Source organism: Bacillus sp. FG16, assembly GCF_057809515.1.
On the sequence record NZ_JBMDKC010000009.1, the window covers coordinates 1 to 19,017 of the forward strand.

The 19,017-nt window shown below is 33.7% G+C and carries 24 protein-coding genes and 1 pseudogene; 19 read left to right on the forward strand and 6 right to left on the reverse strand.

The features are described from left to right. From ACODS7_RS05370 to ACODS7_RS05400, 7 genes are all read left to right on the forward strand, one after another. Nucleotides 1-580 (forward strand): tail fiber domain-containing protein (locus ACODS7_RS05370; RefSeq protein WP_488826309.1); only part of this gene is annotated, 580 nt, incomplete at its 5' end. 129 nt (nucleotides 581-709) lie between these two features. Next, complete coding sequence (locus ACODS7_RS05375) at nucleotides 710-934, forward strand: hemolysin XhlA family protein (protein WP_000390459.1); 225 nt, start codon at nucleotides 710-712, stop codon at nucleotides 932-934. 72 nt (nucleotides 935-1,006) lie between these two features. Next, nucleotides 1,007-1,243, forward strand: a complete 237-nt coding sequence (locus tag ACODS7_RS05380) for a hemolysin XhlA family protein (protein WP_000398731.1) — start codon at nucleotides 1,007-1,009, stop codon at nucleotides 1,241-1,243. Further along, nucleotides 1,243-1,482, forward strand: a complete 240-nt coding sequence (locus tag ACODS7_RS05385; RefSeq protein ID WP_000461729.1) for a hypothetical protein — start codon at nucleotides 1,243-1,245, stop codon at nucleotides 1,480-1,482. Before ACODS7_RS05380 ends, ACODS7_RS05385 begins: the two co-directional genes overlap by 1 nt. Then, the gene (locus ACODS7_RS05390) at nucleotides 1,479-2,543 is read left to right on the forward strand and encodes an N-acetylmuramoyl-L-alanine amidase (protein ID WP_243168166.1); all 1,065 of its coding nucleotides are present in this window, start codon (nucleotides 1,479-1,481) and stop codon (nucleotides 2,541-2,543) included. The genes ACODS7_RS05385 and ACODS7_RS05390 overlap by 4 nt, the downstream gene beginning before the upstream one ends. Before the next feature lie 717 nt (nucleotides 2,544-3,260). After that, a complete protein-coding gene (locus ACODS7_RS05395; protein ID WP_243168165.1) occupies nucleotides 3,261-4,127 on the forward strand; it encodes an abortive infection system antitoxin AbiGi family protein in 867 nt (288 codons plus the stop codon). Nucleotides 4,128-4,133: 6 nt separating this feature from the next. After that, nucleotides 4,134-5,333, forward strand: coding sequence for an abortive infection system toxin AbiGii family protein (locus ACODS7_RS05400; RefSeq protein WP_243168164.1), 1,200 nt, complete (start codon nucleotides 4,134-4,136; stop codon nucleotides 5,331-5,333). Nucleotides 5,334-5,364: 31 nt separating this feature from the next. Here ACODS7_RS05400 and ACODS7_RS05405 read toward each other — a convergent pair whose 3' ends face one another. The 3 genes from ACODS7_RS05405 to ACODS7_RS05415 all read right to left on the reverse strand — a co-directional run bounded on the left by ACODS7_RS05405 (nucleotide 5,365) and on the right by ACODS7_RS05415 (nucleotide 7,198). After that, nucleotides 5,365-6,498 carry a toll/interleukin-1 receptor domain-containing protein gene (locus ACODS7_RS05405; RefSeq protein ID WP_243168163.1) on the reverse strand — a complete coding sequence of 378 codons (1,134 nt, stop codon included), beginning with the start codon at nucleotides 6,496-6,498 and terminating at the stop codon, nucleotides 5,365-5,367. 45 nt (nucleotides 6,499-6,543) lie between these two features. Beyond that, the gene (locus tag ACODS7_RS05410; protein ID WP_243168162.1) at nucleotides 6,544-6,882 is read right to left on the reverse strand and encodes a hypothetical protein; all 339 of its coding nucleotides are present in this window, start codon (nucleotides 6,880-6,882) and stop codon (nucleotides 6,544-6,546) included. A gap of 76 nt (nucleotides 6,883-6,958) precedes the next feature. Further along, nucleotides 6,959-7,198 (reverse strand): helix-turn-helix domain-containing protein, encoded by a 240-nt coding sequence (locus tag ACODS7_RS05415; RefSeq protein ID WP_228528796.1) that lies wholly within the window; start codon nucleotides 7,196-7,198, stop codon nucleotides 6,959-6,961. Between the two features lie 181 nt (nucleotides 7,199-7,379). Here ACODS7_RS05415 and ACODS7_RS05420 point away from each other — a divergent pair, with 181 nt between their 5' ends. Beyond that, entirely contained in the window at nucleotides 7,380-7,502 is a 123-nt protein-coding gene (locus ACODS7_RS05420) for a DUF3961 domain-containing protein (RefSeq protein ID WP_243168161.1), read from the forward strand. Between the two features lie 642 nt (nucleotides 7,503-8,144). Here ACODS7_RS05420 and ACODS7_RS05425 read toward each other — a convergent pair. Continuing rightward, a complete protein-coding gene (locus tag ACODS7_RS05425; RefSeq protein WP_000669088.1) occupies nucleotides 8,145-8,345 on the reverse strand; it encodes a helix-turn-helix transcriptional regulator in 201 nt (66 codons plus the stop codon). A gap of 196 nt (nucleotides 8,346-8,541) precedes the next feature. Between ACODS7_RS05425 and ACODS7_RS05430 the strand changes: the two genes are divergently transcribed. The 6 genes and pseudogenes from ACODS7_RS05430 (at nucleotide 8,542) to ACODS7_RS05455 (ending at nucleotide 13,010) form a co-directional block, all read left to right on the forward strand. Further along, nucleotides 8,542-8,811 (forward strand): hypothetical protein, encoded by a 270-nt coding sequence (locus tag ACODS7_RS05430; RefSeq protein ID WP_118043471.1) that lies wholly within the window; start codon nucleotides 8,542-8,544, stop codon nucleotides 8,809-8,811. Further along, on the forward strand, nucleotides 8,808-9,110 hold the full coding sequence (locus ACODS7_RS05435; RefSeq protein WP_001267618.1) for a hypothetical protein: 303 nt from the start codon (nucleotides 8,808-8,810) through the stop codon (nucleotides 9,108-9,110). The genes ACODS7_RS05430 and ACODS7_RS05435 overlap by 4 nt, the downstream gene beginning before the upstream one ends. Further along, on the forward strand, nucleotides 9,107-9,289 hold the full coding sequence (locus tag ACODS7_RS05440) for a hypothetical protein (protein ID WP_243168160.1): 183 nt from the start codon (nucleotides 9,107-9,109) through the stop codon (nucleotides 9,287-9,289). Before ACODS7_RS05435 ends, ACODS7_RS05440 begins: the two co-directional genes overlap by 4 nt. Before the next feature lie 115 nt (nucleotides 9,290-9,404). Beyond that, on the forward strand, nucleotides 9,405-10,589 hold the full coding sequence (locus ACODS7_RS05445) for an FtsK/SpoIIIE domain-containing protein (RefSeq protein ID WP_000891522.1): 1,185 nt from the start codon (nucleotides 9,405-9,407) through the stop codon (nucleotides 10,587-10,589). Further along, the gene (locus ACODS7_RS05450; RefSeq protein ID WP_243168159.1) at nucleotides 10,531-11,151 is read left to right on the forward strand and encodes a replication-relaxation family protein; all 621 of its coding nucleotides are present in this window, start codon (nucleotides 10,531-10,533) and stop codon (nucleotides 11,149-11,151) included. Before ACODS7_RS05445 ends, ACODS7_RS05450 begins: the two co-directional genes overlap by 59 nt. Nucleotides 11,152-11,541: 390 nt before the next feature. Beyond that, nucleotides 11,542-13,010, forward strand: a pseudogene (locus ACODS7_RS05455) (recombinase family protein). Between the two features lie 5 nt (nucleotides 13,011-13,015). Here ACODS7_RS05455 and ACODS7_RS05460 read toward each other — a convergent pair. Continuing rightward, on the reverse strand, nucleotides 13,016-13,309 hold the full coding sequence (locus tag ACODS7_RS05460) for a YkvA family protein (protein ID WP_078993271.1): 294 nt from the start codon (nucleotides 13,307-13,309) through the stop codon (nucleotides 13,016-13,018). 247 nt (nucleotides 13,310-13,556) lie between these two features. On the opposite strand from ACODS7_RS05460, the gene ACODS7_RS05465 reads away from it, so the two are divergent. After that, nucleotides 13,557-14,243: an MBL fold metallo-hydrolase gene (locus ACODS7_RS05465; RefSeq protein ID WP_098139080.1), complete on the forward strand. Its 687-nt coding sequence runs from the start codon at nucleotides 13,557-13,559 to the stop codon at nucleotides 14,241-14,243. Between the two features lie 44 nt (nucleotides 14,244-14,287). Here the strand turns inward: ACODS7_RS05465 and ACODS7_RS05470 are convergent, their stop codons facing one another. Then, complete coding sequence (locus ACODS7_RS05470; protein WP_080681766.1) at nucleotides 14,288-15,049, reverse strand: hypothetical protein; 762 nt, start codon at nucleotides 15,047-15,049, stop codon at nucleotides 14,288-14,290. Nucleotides 15,050-15,104: 55 nt separating this feature from the next. Between ACODS7_RS05470 and ACODS7_RS05475 the strand changes: the two genes are divergently transcribed. The 4 genes from ACODS7_RS05475 to ACODS7_RS05490 all read left to right on the forward strand — a co-directional run bounded on the left by ACODS7_RS05475 (nucleotide 15,105) and on the right by ACODS7_RS05490 (nucleotide 19,007). Beyond that, on the forward strand, nucleotides 15,105-15,374 hold the full coding sequence (locus ACODS7_RS05475; protein ID WP_029442306.1) for a hypothetical protein: 270 nt from the start codon (nucleotides 15,105-15,107) through the stop codon (nucleotides 15,372-15,374). Nucleotides 15,375-15,447: 73 nt separating this feature from the next. Beyond that, nucleotides 15,448-16,812: a DEAD/DEAH box helicase gene (locus ACODS7_RS05480; protein ID WP_098139082.1), complete on the forward strand. Its 1,365-nt coding sequence runs from the start codon at nucleotides 15,448-15,450 to the stop codon at nucleotides 16,810-16,812. Nucleotides 16,813-17,062: 250 nt separating this feature from the next. Then, entirely contained in the window at nucleotides 17,063-17,698 is a 636-nt protein-coding gene (locus ACODS7_RS05485; protein ID WP_029442308.1) for a TetR/AcrR family transcriptional regulator, read from the forward strand. Nucleotides 17,699-17,762: 64 nt separating this feature from the next. After that, nucleotides 17,763-19,007, forward strand: a complete 1,245-nt coding sequence (locus ACODS7_RS05490) for an MFS transporter (RefSeq protein ID WP_142322114.1) — start codon at nucleotides 17,763-17,765, stop codon at nucleotides 19,005-19,007. Nucleotides 19,008-19,017 lie beyond the last annotated feature (10 nt).

Consider the following 19,017-nt stretch of genomic DNA (forward strand, 5'->3'; position numbering starts at 1 on the left):
GTCAAGTTTTGTACAAGGTTATAACAATGGCTTGCAGATTAAAGATATGATGGGTCAAGGATGGAAAGATATAGAATTAAGAACACTACGAGCGCAAGAAAATATAAATGCTAATGGCCAAATGTGGGCGAAAGCATTTAATCCTACATCAGCTAGAAATATGAAAGAAAATATAAAAGATATTCCTTTTTCAGCTCTTGATAAAATCATGAGTTTAGCTATCAAACAGTATAACTTCAAGGACGATATGTATGATCTGTATCAAATGCGTGTGAACAAGCCGGAAGAACAAACAGAACCATATACAACGAGAGATATCGAAACCTATTTCGGCATGATTGCAGACGATACTGAAGATATATTTACAGATAAAGAGAAGCGAGCCATTAATCTATATAATACTGTTTCCCTTTTTATCGCAGCTTTCCAACAGCATTATCATGAGTTTAATGAAGAGTTAACTACTGTTAAAAGTGGGAATAAACAACTAGAAACTCAAGTTACGACCCTAGCAAACGATGTGGCCACATTAACAGCATTAGTACAAAAATTAATAAATGAAAAGCCAGAGCAGCCATAAGCTGGTCTTTTTTTATTTTGCACAAAGTACGGCCTTGATAAAAAATGACTTTCATATATTCACCGTGAGAAGGGTTGTCTCATAGTATATAGAGATTGCTTTATATAGATTCTAGAGGGATGTGAATATATGGAAGATGTTTATGCAAAGATTGATAGACTTAAATCAGAACAGAAAGAAATTATGCGTGATATTCGTAATATAGAAACTCGTACAACCATTAATGAAAAAGACATTTCAACAATTAATAAACAATTAGAAAAAATTAGCACAAATACAACTTGGATCTTAAGAATTGTGATTAGTGCAATAGTGATGGCAGTTCTAGGGTTAATATTAAAAGGCGGTATTTAGACTGTTTGTTTAAATGCACTTATGAAAGAGGGACAAGAGTCTCTCTTTTTATTTTGAAATGAGGTGGTCACAATGGAAGGGTTACAAGATGTAAGAAACGATGTTCAAGAAATTAAGCAAGAGATCAAGGATATTCGTTTAGAGATTAAAGGGTTAGAAATCCGAACAACTGGTAACGAAAAGGACATAATCAATATCAATAAGCAATTAGATAAGATTAGCGCTAATACAACTTGGATCTTGCGACTTATTGTAGGTGGAATTATAGGTGCGGCACTCACTTTCTTAATGAAAGGAGGTGGTATGTAATGTTTGAAATTACTGTAATGATTGGAATTGTAGTTGGTCTTTCACAGATTGGAAAAACAATTGGATTACAAACAAAATATGTTCCGTTATTAAATTTAACGCTTGGCCTTGTGCTAGGCGTATTATTTTTGGGCGGAGATATCAAAACAAATGTATTTCAAGGAATCATTATCGGACTGTCAGCAAGTGGATTATTTGACCACACAAAAATTATGAAAAAGGATGTTGATGCAAAATGAAAAAGACAATGAAACATATTACTTCGTTCCTTATGATTCTAGTACTTGCTGGTTCTTTTGCTACAAGTGCTTTTGCTGATAGAACGCTTATTATTCCTGATTTACCGAAACAACCATACCGTTATGGTGTAGGTGCTTATGAGGGCGTTGTAGCACATTCTACAGCAACTCCAGAAGCTCCAGCTATTAACATTCAAAAATATGAGTCTCGTACATGGAGAAATGCATTTGTTCACTATGCAGTCGATTGGGACGAAACAATCCAAATTGCTGATACAAAATACATTGCTTATGGTGGCGGTCCAGCTGCTAATAAACGATTTGTACATGTAGAGTTATGCGAAACAGCGGATTATACAAAATTCAAACGCAGCTATGACAAATATGTTAAGTTACTAGCTAAAATCTTACGTGACCGTGGGTTATCTGTAGAAAAAGGATTATGGACACATAGTGATGTAACTCATTACCTCGGTGGTACAGATCATGAAGATCCAATTGATTACTTAAAGTCTCATGGCGTTTCAGAAGCTCAATTTAGAGCAGATGTACAACGAGCATACAATAATTCTAGTGTAGATGTTTCTGTTCCTGAGAAGCCATCTAAATCAGCGGAAGTATCAACAGCAGTAACAGACGGTATCGCCTATATTGAAGGTTACAACGTTAACTTACGTAAAGGACCAGGTACAAGTTATTCTAAAATTCGTCAACTAAACAAACCAGAATCTTATATTGTGTGGGCTGAAAAGGATGGTTGGCTAAATCTTGGTGGAAATCAGTGGATTAAGAACGATCCATCTTATGTGAAGTTTGAAAAGAAAAGCACAGTTGATTCTTCTATTGTAGGGAAGCGGGTTGTTTCTAAAGTTAATAACCTACGTTTTTATGATACTCCATCCTGGCAAGATAAAGATGTTGCGGGGACTGTAAATTCGGGTGAAGGATTCATAATTGATGCGAAAGTAAGTGTAAATGGTTCACCACAATACAAGATGCACAATTCAAAAGGGAGCACATACTATATAACAACAAATGAAGCCTATGTGTATGTGAAGTGAAAGAAAAATAAAAGGGGTTCTTCTTGAGAGAAGAACCTAGTTTGTAGAACATTATAAGATATATTGTCCCCGTAAAATGGTATTCTATATCATATGTATGTAATGATCATCAAGGATATGATGGCAAAAAAAACAGAGTACTCTTGACCGGAGAGTGCTCTGTTTTAGTGGTTTCTCTTGAACCAATTTATTTATATGCAGAAAATTGGTTTGCATGATTAAAAAGTCAGAAAAAAAGCATTCCATGATGGTGATGAAATGGAATGCTTTTTTCTGTATATAAAATGGCATCATGCCAGGAGCAGTTTATTTATATGCTATTAAAATAGATGATATGCAATAAGATAAAAAAGAGTATTCCTGGTTGGATGGGAGGAATACTCTTTCTCTGTATTACAGTATTGGCATTTTAATTATATGAATTCACTGCATACAATATCACTCAAAAATAATAAAGACACCTTCCCCAGCTGAAGGTGCCTCATGTGATGATTCTCTAGATGTATAAATAGTATACCCAATATTAGTGAAGGGTAGAACTTATTATTGACCGATAAATGTATATGTTAAATACTTTTTATAAAAAATAGTTTGATTAACAAAAATAATCTAAAAGCATGCTCCTATATAGGGAGCATGCTTTTTTTATTTTGGAGATTTTTTATGATATGATTTTGTGTGTACAAAATTTTTGGGGTAGAGGAGTGGAACGTACTAATGGGTGATCAAATAACGGAAATAGGTGCTGTAAATAAAATGATGAAAATTGATCCTCCTAAAAAAGTAGACGAGGAAACATCGGAAAATGATTTATCTTCTCAGCAAAGCGCGAATACATTGTTTAATTTTACCGGGAGGTTTGAGTGGTTAACAAAAACCTTAAAAAGGAAAGCTTTTTCGCCGAGATATAATGAGGAGAGCATTGAGGTATTTGGCTTAGGGGATGAAAAAAAAATCTGCTTCCCTATGACTTGCTTTTGTGATATACATTTAAAACGTCTTACATCTCATATGAAAAAATACGGGGTTTTTGGTATAGGATTAAAAAAAGAATGGGGGATTAATGCTGGTGTACAGCCTATTCAATATATAAATGTTCATTCGCCGTTACATAGAGAGTTTGCGGAATTATTCACAAAAACATTGAGAAGCGAGGAAGAAGATAATGATTTATTGATAGAACATCAAAATTTTCTTTTAACCAAGTTACTTTATATTAAGCCTTTAGAAGGAATGATGAGGGTATCTAGTACGGAAGATGATTATGCTACACGTAATTTTCATGATGAACGTGAATGGCGGTATATTCCTAACATAAATGGCCAAGGAGATTTACCATTGTTACTACCTAAGGATCATATGTCGCCACAAGCATACTTAAGTTATTCAAGTGCCTTAGAACATAAGTATGAATTTTGGTTGGATTATAAATATGAAGATATTAAACATTTAATAGTTAAAAATGAAAATTATAGGGAGCAGTTAATTCATTTTATATCAGACAAATTAGATATTAATAATTATGAAAAGATGTTACTAGTTTCAAAGATAATTGTTTGGGATGATATTAATAAGGATTGGTGATACTATATGTTTTCTAATTTTAAACAGGCATTTAAGAAAGACGAAAGTACTACTTCTAACATACCACAGGCTGTTTTGGATGCATTAAGTGAAGAATTACCTAAAGGATTAAAATACGTTCCTCTAGATAATCATCATATACAAGCTGTTCCAAAAGAAGGTGAAGAACTCAAAATAACAATTTCTAATTTGAAAATAAAATTACCTAAGGGGCTAAAACTTAATTCACCAGATGAGTTGCAAGAATTTTTATATCGCACACAACAAACAGTGCAAACAGATGGGGAAAATATAAAAATAAATGGAGAAACAAAACCAATAACAGAATTAGTTAAAAAACCATTTCAGCCTCAAAAAAATATAATAGGGAAATATGATATTATTCCTGAGCCGTTTCCTGAACCAAAGCCATTAGAAGTAGTTTATGAGGAAAAAGGTATAACTGAAGTTTTCCATATAAAGAGGGAACCTTTAGCTGATATGAAAAAAAGTCTATTTAAAACTGTAGACAATGGTCCGCTTGAACTGATTTTAACATTGGATGAAGAAGTTAATACTATAGCAATTAATGTTAATTTAATGTTATCAAAAGCCATCGATATCGAAGGAATTATAGCAGCAATAAAGCTATATATAGGCTTCTTAAACGGGAAAATAAAATTAGCTGGCGGAATTCAAACGCCTATAATGAACGAAACGGATGCAAAAGGATCTATTGAGGATGCATTACGTTATTGGGAAAAAGTATCAGCAATTAGTGAAAAATTACATGTGAAATTTAATCCACAAGAGGAGATTGATGAAGAAGGATTACTTCTTATTGATCGACTGTATAAATCTTTGATTGAGAATTTACCTTATAAAATGCCAGTAACAGTTAATAACTTTACCACAACAACAAGTGAAGCGCTAAATAAAAGTGAATTTTTAAATGGTAACGGTATGGCATTCCAGTATACGAATACTGAATCTTTTACATTGTATGGGGCCAAGTTTAATATATTTAGTGCAGTAGCTCTGCTTAATTGTAAAATTAATAGTATTGAAACTGTTGAAACTAATAAATACAAATTTAATATAGAACCTTCATACGGAGATTCTATAATTCAAGCTTCAAAACATTTTATTACCAAGGAAGAATTAGACAAGTTCTTCACTCCCCCAAGTAGTGCTTTAGAAGCATTATCAAAAGCTGAAAATCTATAAAAAATAAGCCTTCAAGTTAGAAGGCTTATTTTTATACAATAGCAAACTTAATTTTTGTATTTTTATTTACAACACGTCTAACCCGGAACTTGGAGGACATATCAAAGTTGAATATTTTCGTAATAACCTTATTTTCTTTATTCATTAATTGCATTTCATTAAGTAGTGCGTCTTCTTCAATTACTATATCTAGTTTTTCTCCGTCTTCATCAGTTAACTCGATTTCGATATACTGGAACTCAATAGGTTGTGTTGTAACATTGATAAATCGTAAGGATAATTCTATCGCATCTGTACCATGACTTTTAGCTCTTTCTAGTTCAATACTTACATTTCGGGTTGATGCTTCCTGGTCTGCAAGTACAGAAACTGCAGATAGATATTTAGTTTTGTCATCTTGCCAAATTTTATAATCTATATTTTCTAACTCTAAATTTTGAATTATGTTGTCTCTAAATTTATCTAATCCAACTGGATCATTCATTTTGAATGAAATCTGAGTAGGGTCAATTGCACCAACTATTTTTTTGAAATCAAAGTTGGGCGTAAGAACTGTAGTGTATTTCTTTGAGGTAATCCATGCAGCTCCCATTTCATTTAGACAAGGAGCACTTTGATAATAATTATCCGAAAGTACAAATAACACCATAATATTATTGTTATTTAATTCCTTTTTAAGAAATTCATAGATGCTCTCACCATGTGGAATATCGTATCCTGGCAATGAACTGCAAAAAATACTTTTTGAATTTTTCTTAATCCCAATATCATTAAGTAGGTTCACTAATTCTTTTACGTATTTTACATCCCTTGAAGCATGACTGATAAAAATCTTATCGATTTTACTCGAGGCATTTTGATCTAAGAGGGCAGAAGAATCAGGGAAATCATAGCCAATCCAAGACTGGAGCATCCCTATCATCTTATCAAAATATTTGACACCATTTCCGTCCGCTTTATTTGCAATGCTTTCAAATTCTTCAATAAACTTTTCTTCATGAACATTTGCTTGTAAAAATCTTTTGCATTTGTGAATCCAAGTAACATAATCAGGTCCGCTAATGTATTCAAAACCACTACCATTTACATAGTTCGAAGCTTTAACTTGATGCCCGTTACTAATTAGTTCGTTTAATTCTATTTGTAGTTGTTCTTGATTTGTCATGATTTAATACCCCTTTATGTGAAATGAATTAGCTGCTATTCAAAATTATAAACCACTTTTTTTCCACTCTACTAAAGTACGTTTCTTACAACTTCCACAATCAAAATAACCATTTCCTTTTGTAATTCTTGGTTTGTGATTACAGTTAGGGCACTGAATTTCTTGCTTTTCAAATGCTGCATAAATAAAGCCTAATGAAAAAAGAAACAGTGGAACAGCGAAAAATAACCCGACTATTGTGATACCTAAAATAACAGAAAAAATGATACCAAAAATGCCGAAAACCAATGAAGTTTTACGGCCGAATTTTTCTTTTCCGGAACTCTTTTTTTGATCCACTTCAATGATAAACGTATTACCGTCTGCTGTTGTTTTTGTCTCCATATGTCTCCTCCTTTATTACTTTCAAATAAGTGTATCAGAGTATTCGGAAATGTATTTACAAATAAAAACAGTACATTTATTTTATGTACTGTACAACGTCCTCAATACGGTAGGTTTTATTGACACCGTTTTCCTCAGCTAATTGGTTTAAAGCGTCCAGGATTGACTTTAATGTGTCAAAACGTACAAGACCAACCTCACCATTAACTAGATTACTAATAGTGGCTGGACGAACTTTTGATTCCACTGCTAACTTGTTTTTGGTAATCCCGATTTCCTCCATCGTTTCTCCTAAAGTGAATACCATAGAACTCATGGTAATACCTCCGTTCATTCCGATCATTTATTACTTTTCATTTTACACAATTTACATATCAAAGTAAAACTTTTTTCGAAAGACTATTGACGTATGACTTCTAGAGTTATATATTATTACTAATAAAGTTTTACTCCTAGAGTCATACTTTTGTGTAAATGTGAAGGGTGGAACAGTATAGATGCAAAAAATACGCGATTACTTCGGTTTAGAAACAAAATCTGATTGTATTTGGTTTTATGGTTTTTATACTGTAGCTTCGGTTTTATTCCTTATCAATATGCTTATAGCTCATGTGCTATAAACTCTTTCGTTAACTAAATATCGGACAACCTCCAGCCTCGTGAATATCCTCATTCGAAAAAACAGATATACACGAGGTCTAGTTTTCTATTGTCTTTTTTAGGTAACTAAGAGGAGGATCCACACGAGGAATGACCTAACACTCGTTAAACTTGAACAGGTTAGCTAAGCCAACGTCAGAAAGTTAAGCGTCCTAACGAATAACGTTTCCTTGTTTGCGTTGTTAGGAGTCTAGGCGAGTACGGCCATTAACGGTACGGCGGTTGCTTGGCGTGTTACGGCACGGGTAGCAGCTGATAATGAAAGAATTATAGGTTACGAGTAATGAAGGATACGCCAGTAGTGCATTTCCTTTCCTGATTCTTTCTGCAGATAGGACAAGCTTTATCTGTAAAAAGTCAGCTGTGTAAGAGATTACAGCGTTTAAACAGGGTGTTACTATACGGATTCCTTAACCCGATAGACCATGATTGACAGAACGTCTACTTTACGACGCTTTTTATTTTTGAAGCGTTGTAAGGTAGACGTTCTCTGCCCTAGCCGTTGTCCTGTACCCTCATCCCATGATTGTCAACCGAAAGCAAAAGTCAAGTGTAAAAAGAAAAATAAAGATAAAAACTTATTAAGGCTGGAGGGGGAGGGATTACTCCTCGATGGTCCAGATCTCCTCAATGGGTTTACCGAGTTCTTTGCAAATTAAATAAGCTGTATCAAAACGAGGTTTTGTACGATTACGAACAATTGCACTAAGAGTAGAGTCGTCAACTCCAATACGTTTTGCAAAATCACTCTGCTTAATATCAAGCTCTGCAAAGATTACTTTGAGTTTACATTTAAACTTCATATACGTTCACCTCAAGGATTTACTTTCTATATACAAAAATAAACTCCTTTATAAATAGTACAAGCTAGAAAGAAAAAAATTGGTGTGGACGTGCAAAAATAATTCTCCAGGTCATATACCTATACCAATACCACATCAATACCACGAGGAATACTAAGTGGAACTAAGGACATCAAGAGGGGAAAGGTGAGGAACGATGAGACCTGGGTATAAGTATTTAAACCGTATGCAGCTGTATCCATCCCAAACTCTTTACAACATGTACACAGAAGCGGACGACAAAAATGAAGTACGTTGTGTGTACGATCACATTGCAAAACACGATATGCTACAACATCCTAACTACATCGATATTGTTGACTTATTAGGGGGAGAAGAGCCTTACGGTCCGTATAACGAAATAGGGATTCAAAATAGGATTGATGCATACTTAGAGAAATGTAAACAGTGGAGGGATGAGCGATGAGGTGGCAATATGATTACTTGAATGACACGCCGTATCTGTATCCTTCTAAAGAGCTGAGAAGCATGTATAAAGAGTCCAGGGGTAAAGGTGAAGTAAACTCTATTCTAAAACATATGGAAAGACACGAGGTATCTAACAACAAAGAGTACCGCGGTTACTACAGTTTATCTAACGATATTATGGAAGATCTATACGGGGAAGAGGAAGAAATTCTTGAATGGGATGAAATGGTTAATCAGTATCAACCGATTCTCACGTCAAAAGGATTACAACTAAAAAGAAAGAGGGATTCGATATGACACTTGCTGGGGAAGCTGTAGTAATTTGGACAGCGACAGGATGGTCTGTAGTGGCGATGAAGGCAGCTGAGAAAATGGGGATGAGTGTTCCACATTGGCTTCCACGTATGACGATGTATACAACTCTTACCGGCTCGTTTTTGTATCTTCTACGTTATGTGCTAATGGTGTTTCTTTGAAGGCATAGAACCTGGAATCATGGGGCACTTTGTTATATAAGAAAAACAACTTGTATGTAAATCTTCCAGTAAAGAGCAACTATATCCTTTAAGGATATATAAGGAGTGAACCCCTATGCTTGAATTGTTATTAATACCTGCAGTTTCGCTCGGGTACGCTTTACTAAATGATAGTTTAAAAGGTAAAGAGGATGATAGAAAGAAAATACAAGTATTCTTTGAAGTAAGTGGGATTGCAATTAGGAAGGATGAAAAATTACATTATCCGGTTTTTCTCGAAAGAAAAGAAGATGATCGTAGTACGACTTATGTATATAAACTTCCGTTAGGGATGCCATCTAAATTAATACAAAAGGTTGAGGATGTTGTAAGTGAAGGATTAAATAAGCCTGTACGTATCAAATACGATAACTACAAGATAATGATTCGGGTATTCAGTAAACGTATCCCACAAAAGTGGTGTTGGAATGAAGGGCTAGTAAAAAAAGGTGAATGGCAAGTACCGATGGGGCAAAGCCTCGAGAAGTTAATTTATCATGACTTTGATAAAACTCCTCATATGGTACTAGGTGGTCTTACACGAATGGGGAAAACAGTATTTATGAAAGTACTACTTACTACTTTGATTGAGGCGAATCCTGAAAATGCTCACGTATATTTAATTGATTTAAAGGAAAAGGGATTGGAATTTAGCGAGTTCAGCGGCTTAAAACAGGTGGAAGAAGTGGCTGATTCTGTAGAAAAAGCACATCATGTACTAAAACAAATAATGAAAAAAATCGAAGAGCGTGGAAAATTCATGAAGGAAAATGGTTACAAAAATATTGTTGAAACAAAAGAAAAAGATCGGTATTTCGTTATTGTTGATGAGGGTGCCGTACTTGCTCCGGCCAAAGGATTACCACGTCCCATTAATAAAATTCGAGAAGAGTGTCAGTACATGCTTAGTTATATAGCGACTGTATCGGGCGGCTTAGGATTTCGTTTGATTCTGGCTACACAATATCCGACCGTTACGTCAATCCCATCAGTAGTAAAACAGATGTCCGATGCGAAGTTAGGATTTCGGCTACCGACATATAAGGCATCTGAGGTTGTCCTTGATGAATCGGGGCTAGAAACATTGCCGTCCTTACCTGGTAGGGCTATTTATAAAACAGATCGACTAATTGAACTGCAGGTACCCTTTATCAGCGATAAATTGATGTGGAAACATCTAAAACAATACGAGGTGAAGAAAGATGAACATCCAGACACATATCAAAATAAACCGTCAGATGACGATTCTGACCTCGATTAGAAAGCTGAAATTCGCAACACGTAGGCATCTAATGGCGGTGCACGATATGGGAGGGATTCGTAACGCAAATCGTATTTTAAAAGACCTGAGCCCTTATGTAAATAATACAGTGTACCAAAAAGAGTACGTGTATTATTTAAATAAAAAAGGCCGTGAACTGTTCGACGATACAGAGAAGATTGTACCAAATAGTCGACTAGCTCACAGCTTAATGAGAAATGAAGCATGGCTCTATCTGTTTTGTCCCGACGACTGGCAGATAGAAACACCTATACGTTATAAAGTAGATGATAAAAAGAAGACAATTATTCCTGATGTGAAGTTTCGAGATGAAGAAGGTACACTAAATGCTGTAGAAATAGATCGTACGCAAATGATGAATGTGAACGCTGAAAAAATGAGCAGGTATAGGGAGTTTTCACTATACTACAAAAATAAATATAACGGAAAAGTACCACTCATTCATTTCTTTACTATGACAGAATACAGACAAAAAAAGCTGGAGCAGCTTGCAGCTAAATATGATATCTATGCAAAAGTTTATGTGGTTCCATGTGTTTAATTCTTAAAATTGAGGTGATTTGTCATGAATGAATCGACAAAAGAATTGAATGCTGGCACCTAATTAAATGAATCTACAGCTAAAAAACTTAGAACCCTAACAGTAATAATACTTATATACTATTACTAATAATATAATATATAATTATTAGTTTTATATTTATATTATATATATAAGGTATATTTTTTATAGAGGGGGTTCTTTTTCTTTTTTGTTTTTATTAGATGTTGTTGTGTTTTGTTTACCCCCTCCTAAATTTTTGAGATTTATATATTTTTATTTTGACGACTGTAGAAAGTCGTCTTTTTGTTTTGGTAATAGATTGCCATGTGACTCCAGGAGTTATATAATGGTGTCATAATCATGATGGATGTGGGAGGGGGATATTAGTTGAAATATGCTGTATATGTACGTGTATCCACTGATAAAGATGAGCAAGTTTCATCGATTCAAAATCAGATTGAAATCTGTAGATACTGGATTGAAAAAAACGGATTCGAGTGGGATGAAAATTCAATTTATAAAGATGAAGCTGTTTCTGGAACAGCATGGCTAGAAAGACGTGCGATGCAGTTGATCTTGGGGAAAGCTCGTAAAAAAGAATTAGATACTGTTGTTTTTAAATCTATTCATCGACTGGGAAGAGATTTGAGGGACGCATTAGAAATCAAGGAGATACTGTTAGGGCATGGTGTCCGATTGGTGACGATTGAAGAAGGTTATGACAGTTATTATGAAGGGAAAAATGATTTGAAGTTTGAGATGTATGCAATGTTTGCATCCCAATTACCTAAGACATTATCCGTTTCTATATCAGCAGCGCTAGCGGCTAAGGTAAGAAGGGGAGAGTACACTGGTGGAACAGTTCCGTATGGTTATAAAATTGTAGATAAGAAATATGTGATTAATCAGGAAGAAGCTGAAATTGTTCGGGAAATGTATGAATTATATGACAATGGATTAGGCTATTTGAGAATTTCTAATGCACTAAATGATGTTGGTAAGTATAAGAGATCTGGGAAATTGTGGACTTATTCGGCTGTGAAGCTAATAATTACGAATCCTATGTATAAAGGTGATTATGTAATGGGGAGGTCTACAGAGGTAAAAGTAGACGGAAGAAAAAAGCGGATTCAAGAGCCTAGAGAAAAGTGGGTAGTATTTGAAAATCATCATCCGGCTATAATTGAACGTCCGTTATGGGATAAAATAAACAACCCCAAAATAAATAAAAAAATAAAGCGGCGTGTAGCAGTAACGAATGAATTAAGAGGAATAGCACGTTGTATTCATTGTGGTTCACCGTTTGTTCTACACACTTACAAATACAAAAACAAAGAAGGTGAAGAGCTTAATTATGGTTATTTAACGTGCGGCACGTATAAGTTGACTGGTGGGCGTGGTTGTGTCAAACACTCCGGACTAAGGTATGAAAGATTGCGTTCTCTTGTGTTGCGAAAATTAAAGGAAAAAGAGAGAGATTTGGAAAAAGTATTTAAATTGAATGATAAAGATAAACATCAAGAAAAGCAGAAGAAATTAAGAAAAGAAAAGAAAAGAAAGAATTAGAGATAAAAAGAGAGCGTTTATTAGATTTGTATTTAGATGGTGAATCTATCGATAAAGAAACTTTTACCAAACGAGATGCTAACTTTGCGAAAAATATAAAAGAAAAAGAGTTAGAAATTTTAAAATTGGATGACGTTAAAGCGTTGATAGTCGAGCAGCAGAAGGTAAAAGATGCATTTAAGTTGCTAGAGGATTCTGAAAATCTATATCCGGTTTTTAAGAAATTAATTGCACGAATAGACATAAGCCAAAATGGGGCGGTAGATATCCGATATAGATTTGAAGAATAGTAGTTTTATTTTTGTCTATATTGGCTGTCGGCATCTGCGTGTCTCATAACGTATTTATGCGCTACAGCGATTGCTAAAACATCATCTAATAAGCCAATCCCAATAATAGCAGCTATATCTGGAATGAAATCAATTGCTAATACGTAATAAGATAAAGCGGCTAATATTATGAATTTCGCTTTAGTAGGTAATTCTTTCTTTTTCATTGTGTAGAATAAGATAATACTTTCATATACGCTGGATTTACCGAGGTTTACAGAGCTTTTTTTGAACTTTTTCCAAAGTGTCTGTTTCTCCATATAAACACTCCTTTTACAAAAACATAGATTTTTTAAAAGGATGGACAAAGAAGTGAGAGATTAATCAATTTTATTGTTTTTCTTAATTATATATTTCCATAAAAATAGGGGAATACCTGTTCAAAATATTATAATGTGGATTATGCAACGATTCACAGTGTTCCGTTACATAGTATATATATTGTAAAATGTATGTGGGCGATTTAGTTATTATTATGCATTTTATAAGCGGTATGGGGGAAGAAAAATGAAAATAATAGAACTACCAATTGAATTCGAATTTAACGGGCAAAAACAATGTATTTATCCAAGTTTAATTATATTACATAATGAATTAACGTTAGTCGATACAGGATATCCAAGTTTTTTACCTTTAATTGAAAATGCAATATTAAAACATGGATATGAGATGAAAAACTTAAAGAATATAATTATTACCCATTATGATGACGATCATATAGGATCTTTATATGATTTCAAAGTGAAATATCCAAATATTAATGTTATTGCTAGTGAAATTGAATCTAACTATATTAACGGTGATATAAAATCAGAGAGGTTAGTTCAAGCTGAAGAAATGTTAGAACGTATGCCAAATGAAGAAAAAGAATTTGGTAAATGGTTTATACAACAGTTAAAAAATATAAAACATATTTCCGTCGATGAAAAAGTGCATGATGGTCAAATGATTTTGAATAATGAATGTCAAATAGTAGCGACGCCAGGACATACTTCGGGGCATATTTCATTATATTTTCCGAATTTAGATTGTGTAATTACGGGAGATGCGGCTGTTCAAGAGAATCGTGAGTTAGTAATAGCTAATCCGAATTTTTGTTTGGATATAGAAAAAGCGAAACAGTCTTTAAATAGGATTAAAAGTCTTAAAGCAGCACAGTATTATTGCTATCATGGAGGAAAGCTTACTGTATAAAATAATAAAAAACCAATCTTTTCGATATAGAAAAGATTGGTTTTTTAATTCATAGATTCTGCAATTTGAATTAAATCCTTTACGTTATATTTTCCTTGTATATAGCGTTTGTTACCAATTGCAATTGTATATTGAAAACCATTCTGCTGAAAGATAAGCTCATATGCTGAATCGAAATGAGGATTATATAATGCTTTTATATTATTTTTTAAGCTGTAGAACTTAGCTCTCCTATGTACATAGAAGCCTAATTTATTTTGAACTGGTGAAACAGTGATTTTAAAAATCCCATTAATATCTTCATTGTAGTATTGGAGGTTTAAGTAATCGTTATAGATGTACCCTTGAAATTCGTGAATTTCGAACGGGAATTTTGTAGGAGTAAGTATATGTTCCTTACACTTCATTTCATATTCTTTTACGATAGTAGCTTCTTTCATAAGTGGATTGTCATCATAAATTTGATTGATTTGAGATATTTTATTATTTTTTGTTACTATTTTTAAAATGAAACCGACAGTAAATTCATTATTAGTGCCTTTGAAATAAGAAATAAGAATTGTAGTATCTTCTTTTGGAGATGGTACTATTTTAATTTCATGAATAGGTTTTTCCTTTTGGAAAGTAGGTAGTTCAACTCCTTCTGTTACATATGACTGCATTAATTTTTTATCATTTTTGAGTAAAGCTTGTTTAAATTCACTTATCACATTTGTTCGAGATTTTGCCATAATAATTGAGGTCGATTGAAAATATAGTAAGAAAAATATGCAAAATATCTTTATGAATGTAGTGTTCAATTCCATCACCCTATAGCTATATTTCCGTAAATTTGAAATATATATGTATAGGGGGGAGAAGATGAGTTTATTGCTTGATGTAATAATGGATATAATTTTATTTTATCCTCGAAATGACATGAAATTAAAACATCATATTTCCAAATTAAGTGAATTTGAGTGGTTTCGAAGGCTACACGAAGATACAAAGTATACAAGTTTAATTTGGAGTAATAGAAAAATTAAGAAGTTCATTTTGTCTTCTACTAATATGCAAGCATTAATAAAATCCGAGAAAAAACAAAAAGAATTTGTTCATCTAGTACAGGATGAATATAAAAAAAGAAGATAAGAATTTTTTTATTTTTCATATTTAGCGAAACAAATGGTACAATGAAAGCTAATGTGAAAAATAAGGAAAAGAAGTGGTCTATTTGAAAAACTTTTTAGAATTAGGAATTAGTGAAACTTTTAATCATACATTACGTGAAAATGGAATTACAGAAGCAACACCAATTCAAGAGAAGGCAATTCCTGTTATTATGTCAGGTAAAGATATTATTGGGCAGGCGAAAACAGGAACGGGTAAAACGTTAGCATTCGTGTTACCGATTTTAGAAAAAATCGATCCAGAGTCTAGTGATGTTCAGGCTTTAATTGTTGCACCAACAAGGGAACTAGCCCTGCAAATTACAACTGAAATTAAAAAAATGCTTGTTCAAAGAGAAGATATTAATGTACTAGCGATATATGGCGGACAAGATGTAGCACAACAATTGAGAAAATTAAAAGGTAATACACATATTGTTGTAGCGACACCAGGACGATTATTAGATCATATACGACGTGAAACAATTGATTTAAGTAATCTTTCAACGATTGTATTAGATGAAGCGGATCAAATGCTTTATTTTGGTTTCTTATATGATATTGAAGATATTTTAGATGAGACACCTGGTAGTAAACAAACGATGTTATTCTCAGCAACGATGCCAAAAGATATTAAAAAATTGGCGAAGCGTTATATGGATGAGCCACAAATGATTCAAGTACAAAGTGAAGAAGTAACGGTAGATACAATTGAGCAGCGTGTCATTGAGACGACAGATCGTGCAAAGCCAGATGCACTTCGTTTTGTTATGGATCGTGATCAGCCATTTTTAGCAGTTATTTTCTGTCGTACAAAGGTTAGAGCAAGTAAGCTTTATGATAATTTAAAAGGACTAGGTTATAATTGTGCTGAACTTCATGGTGATATACCTCAAGCGAAACGTGAAAGAGTTATGAAGAGTTTCCGCGAAGCTAAAATTCAGTACTTAATCGCAACGGATGTAGCAGCTCGTGGACTTGATGTAGATGGTGTAACGCACGTATTTAACTTTGATATCCCTGAAGATGTAGAAAGTTATATTCACCGCATTGGCCGAACAGGACGTGCAGGTGGATCAGGTCTTGCAATTACGTTCGTTGCAGCGAAAGATGAAAAACATTTAGAAGAAATTGAAAAAACACTTGGTGCACCAATACAAAGAGAAATAATCGAACAACCGAAGATAAAACGTGTAGATGAAAATGGAAAACCGGTACCAAAGCCGGCTCCAAAGAAATCAAGTCAATATCGTCAAAGAGATAGCCGTGAAGGTTCAAGAAGTGATTCAAGACGTGATTCGAGAAATAGCTCAAGAAATGATTCAAGAAATAGTTCTAGAAATGAAAATAACCGATCATTTAATAAGCCAAGTAATAAAAAAGGTAGTACAAAGCAAGGTCAGCAACGACGTGGCCGTTAAATAGGTATTATTGTCAAAGAGTCGCAAAGCGTTGCGGCTCTTTTTTTATACAAAGAAGTCGATACAAGTACAAGGGAGGTGTTAAAGAGTAATTCTTGAAATTTCATTCACCGTATTAAAATATTTTAAAAAATCCATAAAGGAAATAGAAAGTATGGTGTTGTATATGTACGATAATAGGAAACTTTTTGCAAACTAAACATATAATTTTAATAGACCGACAGTCGGTCTAGTGAGAAGGAGAACTTGAATGCGAATTGTAAAGGAGTATGAGGAGCGTAGAAAGGAAATTTTAGAAATAGCTGAGCGTTTGTTTCTTACGAAAGGCTATACGAAAACAACCGTGAATGACATTTTAAAAGAAATTGGTATAGCAAAGGGGACGTTTTATCATTATTTTAAGTCGAAGGAGGAAGTAATGGATGAAATCATTATGAGGATTATTAAAGAGGATGTCACTAAGGCGAAAAGGATTGTCTCCAATCCCGATATTCCAGTTTTAGATAAGTTATTTAAAATTTTAATGGAACAATCACCAAAATCGGGAGATGTAAAAGATAAAATGATTGAACAATTCCATCAACCAAATAATGCAGAAATGCATCAGAAAAGTTTAGTGCAGTCCATTATACATTTATCTCCTGTATTAACGGAAGTTTTAGAGCAAGGAATAGAAGAAGGCATATTTTGTACCTCATACCCACAAGAAACGATTGAACTGTTAATTTCCTCAGCGCAAGTCATATTTGATGATGGTTTATTCCAGTGGAAACCTGAAGAAATGATAAACAGAGCTAAAGCTTATATCAAAATGATGGAAGCATCTGTCGGAGCGAAAGAGGGGTCTTTTAATTATATGATGGAAGTTTTAATTAAACAGAAATAGTGATTTTCTGTTTGAGTATTATCGACCGACAGTCGGTCTAGGTTAAATGAAGGATGTGACGAGGATGCCAGCAAGTATTCAATCTTCCTTGAAAGATTTTCACTTAATGGTAAGTGGTCAAATTATTACTATTTTAGGTTCAACACTATTACGTTTTGCTCTCTCACTATATGTGCTAGATATAACAGGGCGTGCAGATATATTCGCAGGGTTATATGCGGTAACGAGTATTCCGTTTCTGCTAGCACCTCTTGGCGGAGCAATAGCAGATCGTTTCAACCGCCGTAATGTAATGGTCATTTTTGATTTTATAAACGCTGCTATTGTATTAAGTTTTATAGTTTTGTTATTAACTGAATCGGTATCTATTTTAATGATTGGAACAATTATGTTTTTACTAGCAGTCGTTAGTGCAATGTACGCACCAGTTGTAATGGCGAGTATTCCTCAATTAGTTCCAGAGAAAAAGTTAGAACAAGCAAACGGTATCGTAAATGGTGTGCAAGCATTATCTAATATAGTTGCACCTGTACTAGGAGGAATATTATACGGCATAATTGGTTTGAAAATGCTCGTAATAATAAGTTGTCTCGCTTTCTTTTTATCTGCAATTTTAGAAATGTTTATTACAATACCATTTATAAAAAGAATACAGGAAGGCCATATCGTACCGATAATTGTAAAAGATATGAAAGAAGGTTTTCTTTATGTTTTAAAACAATCTTTTATTTTGAAGGCTATGTTACTTGCAGCTTTACTAAACTTAATTTTGACACCGTTATTTGTTGTTGGAGGACCTATTATATTACGAGTAACTATGCAGAGTAGCGATACGATGTATGGAATTGGAATGGGATTAATTGATTTTGCAACTATATTAGGTGCATTGTCAATCGGTTTCTTTGCTAAAAAGTTACAGATGAAAACATTATATAATTGGATGCTTATCATAGCTTTATTAGTAATACCAGTGGCACTATCAGTTACACCGTTTACTCTTAATTTAGGATACTATCCACCATTTATCCTCTTTATACTTTCTTCTCTTCTAATCGCAATAATTATGACAATTGTATCCATCTATGTGATTACTGTAGTCCAAAAGAAAACACCAAATGAAAATCTAGGAAAAGTGATGGCATTTATAACAGCGGTATCTCAATGTATGGCACCAATTGGGCAAGTCGTATATGGTTTTATGTTTGAACGATTCAGTACGAAAATTTATTTACCTATATTTGCTATTAGTTTCATAATGATATTAATAGCTATAGTGACGAAGAAAATATTAAGAAATGAAGGGAACTAGCTTCATATGC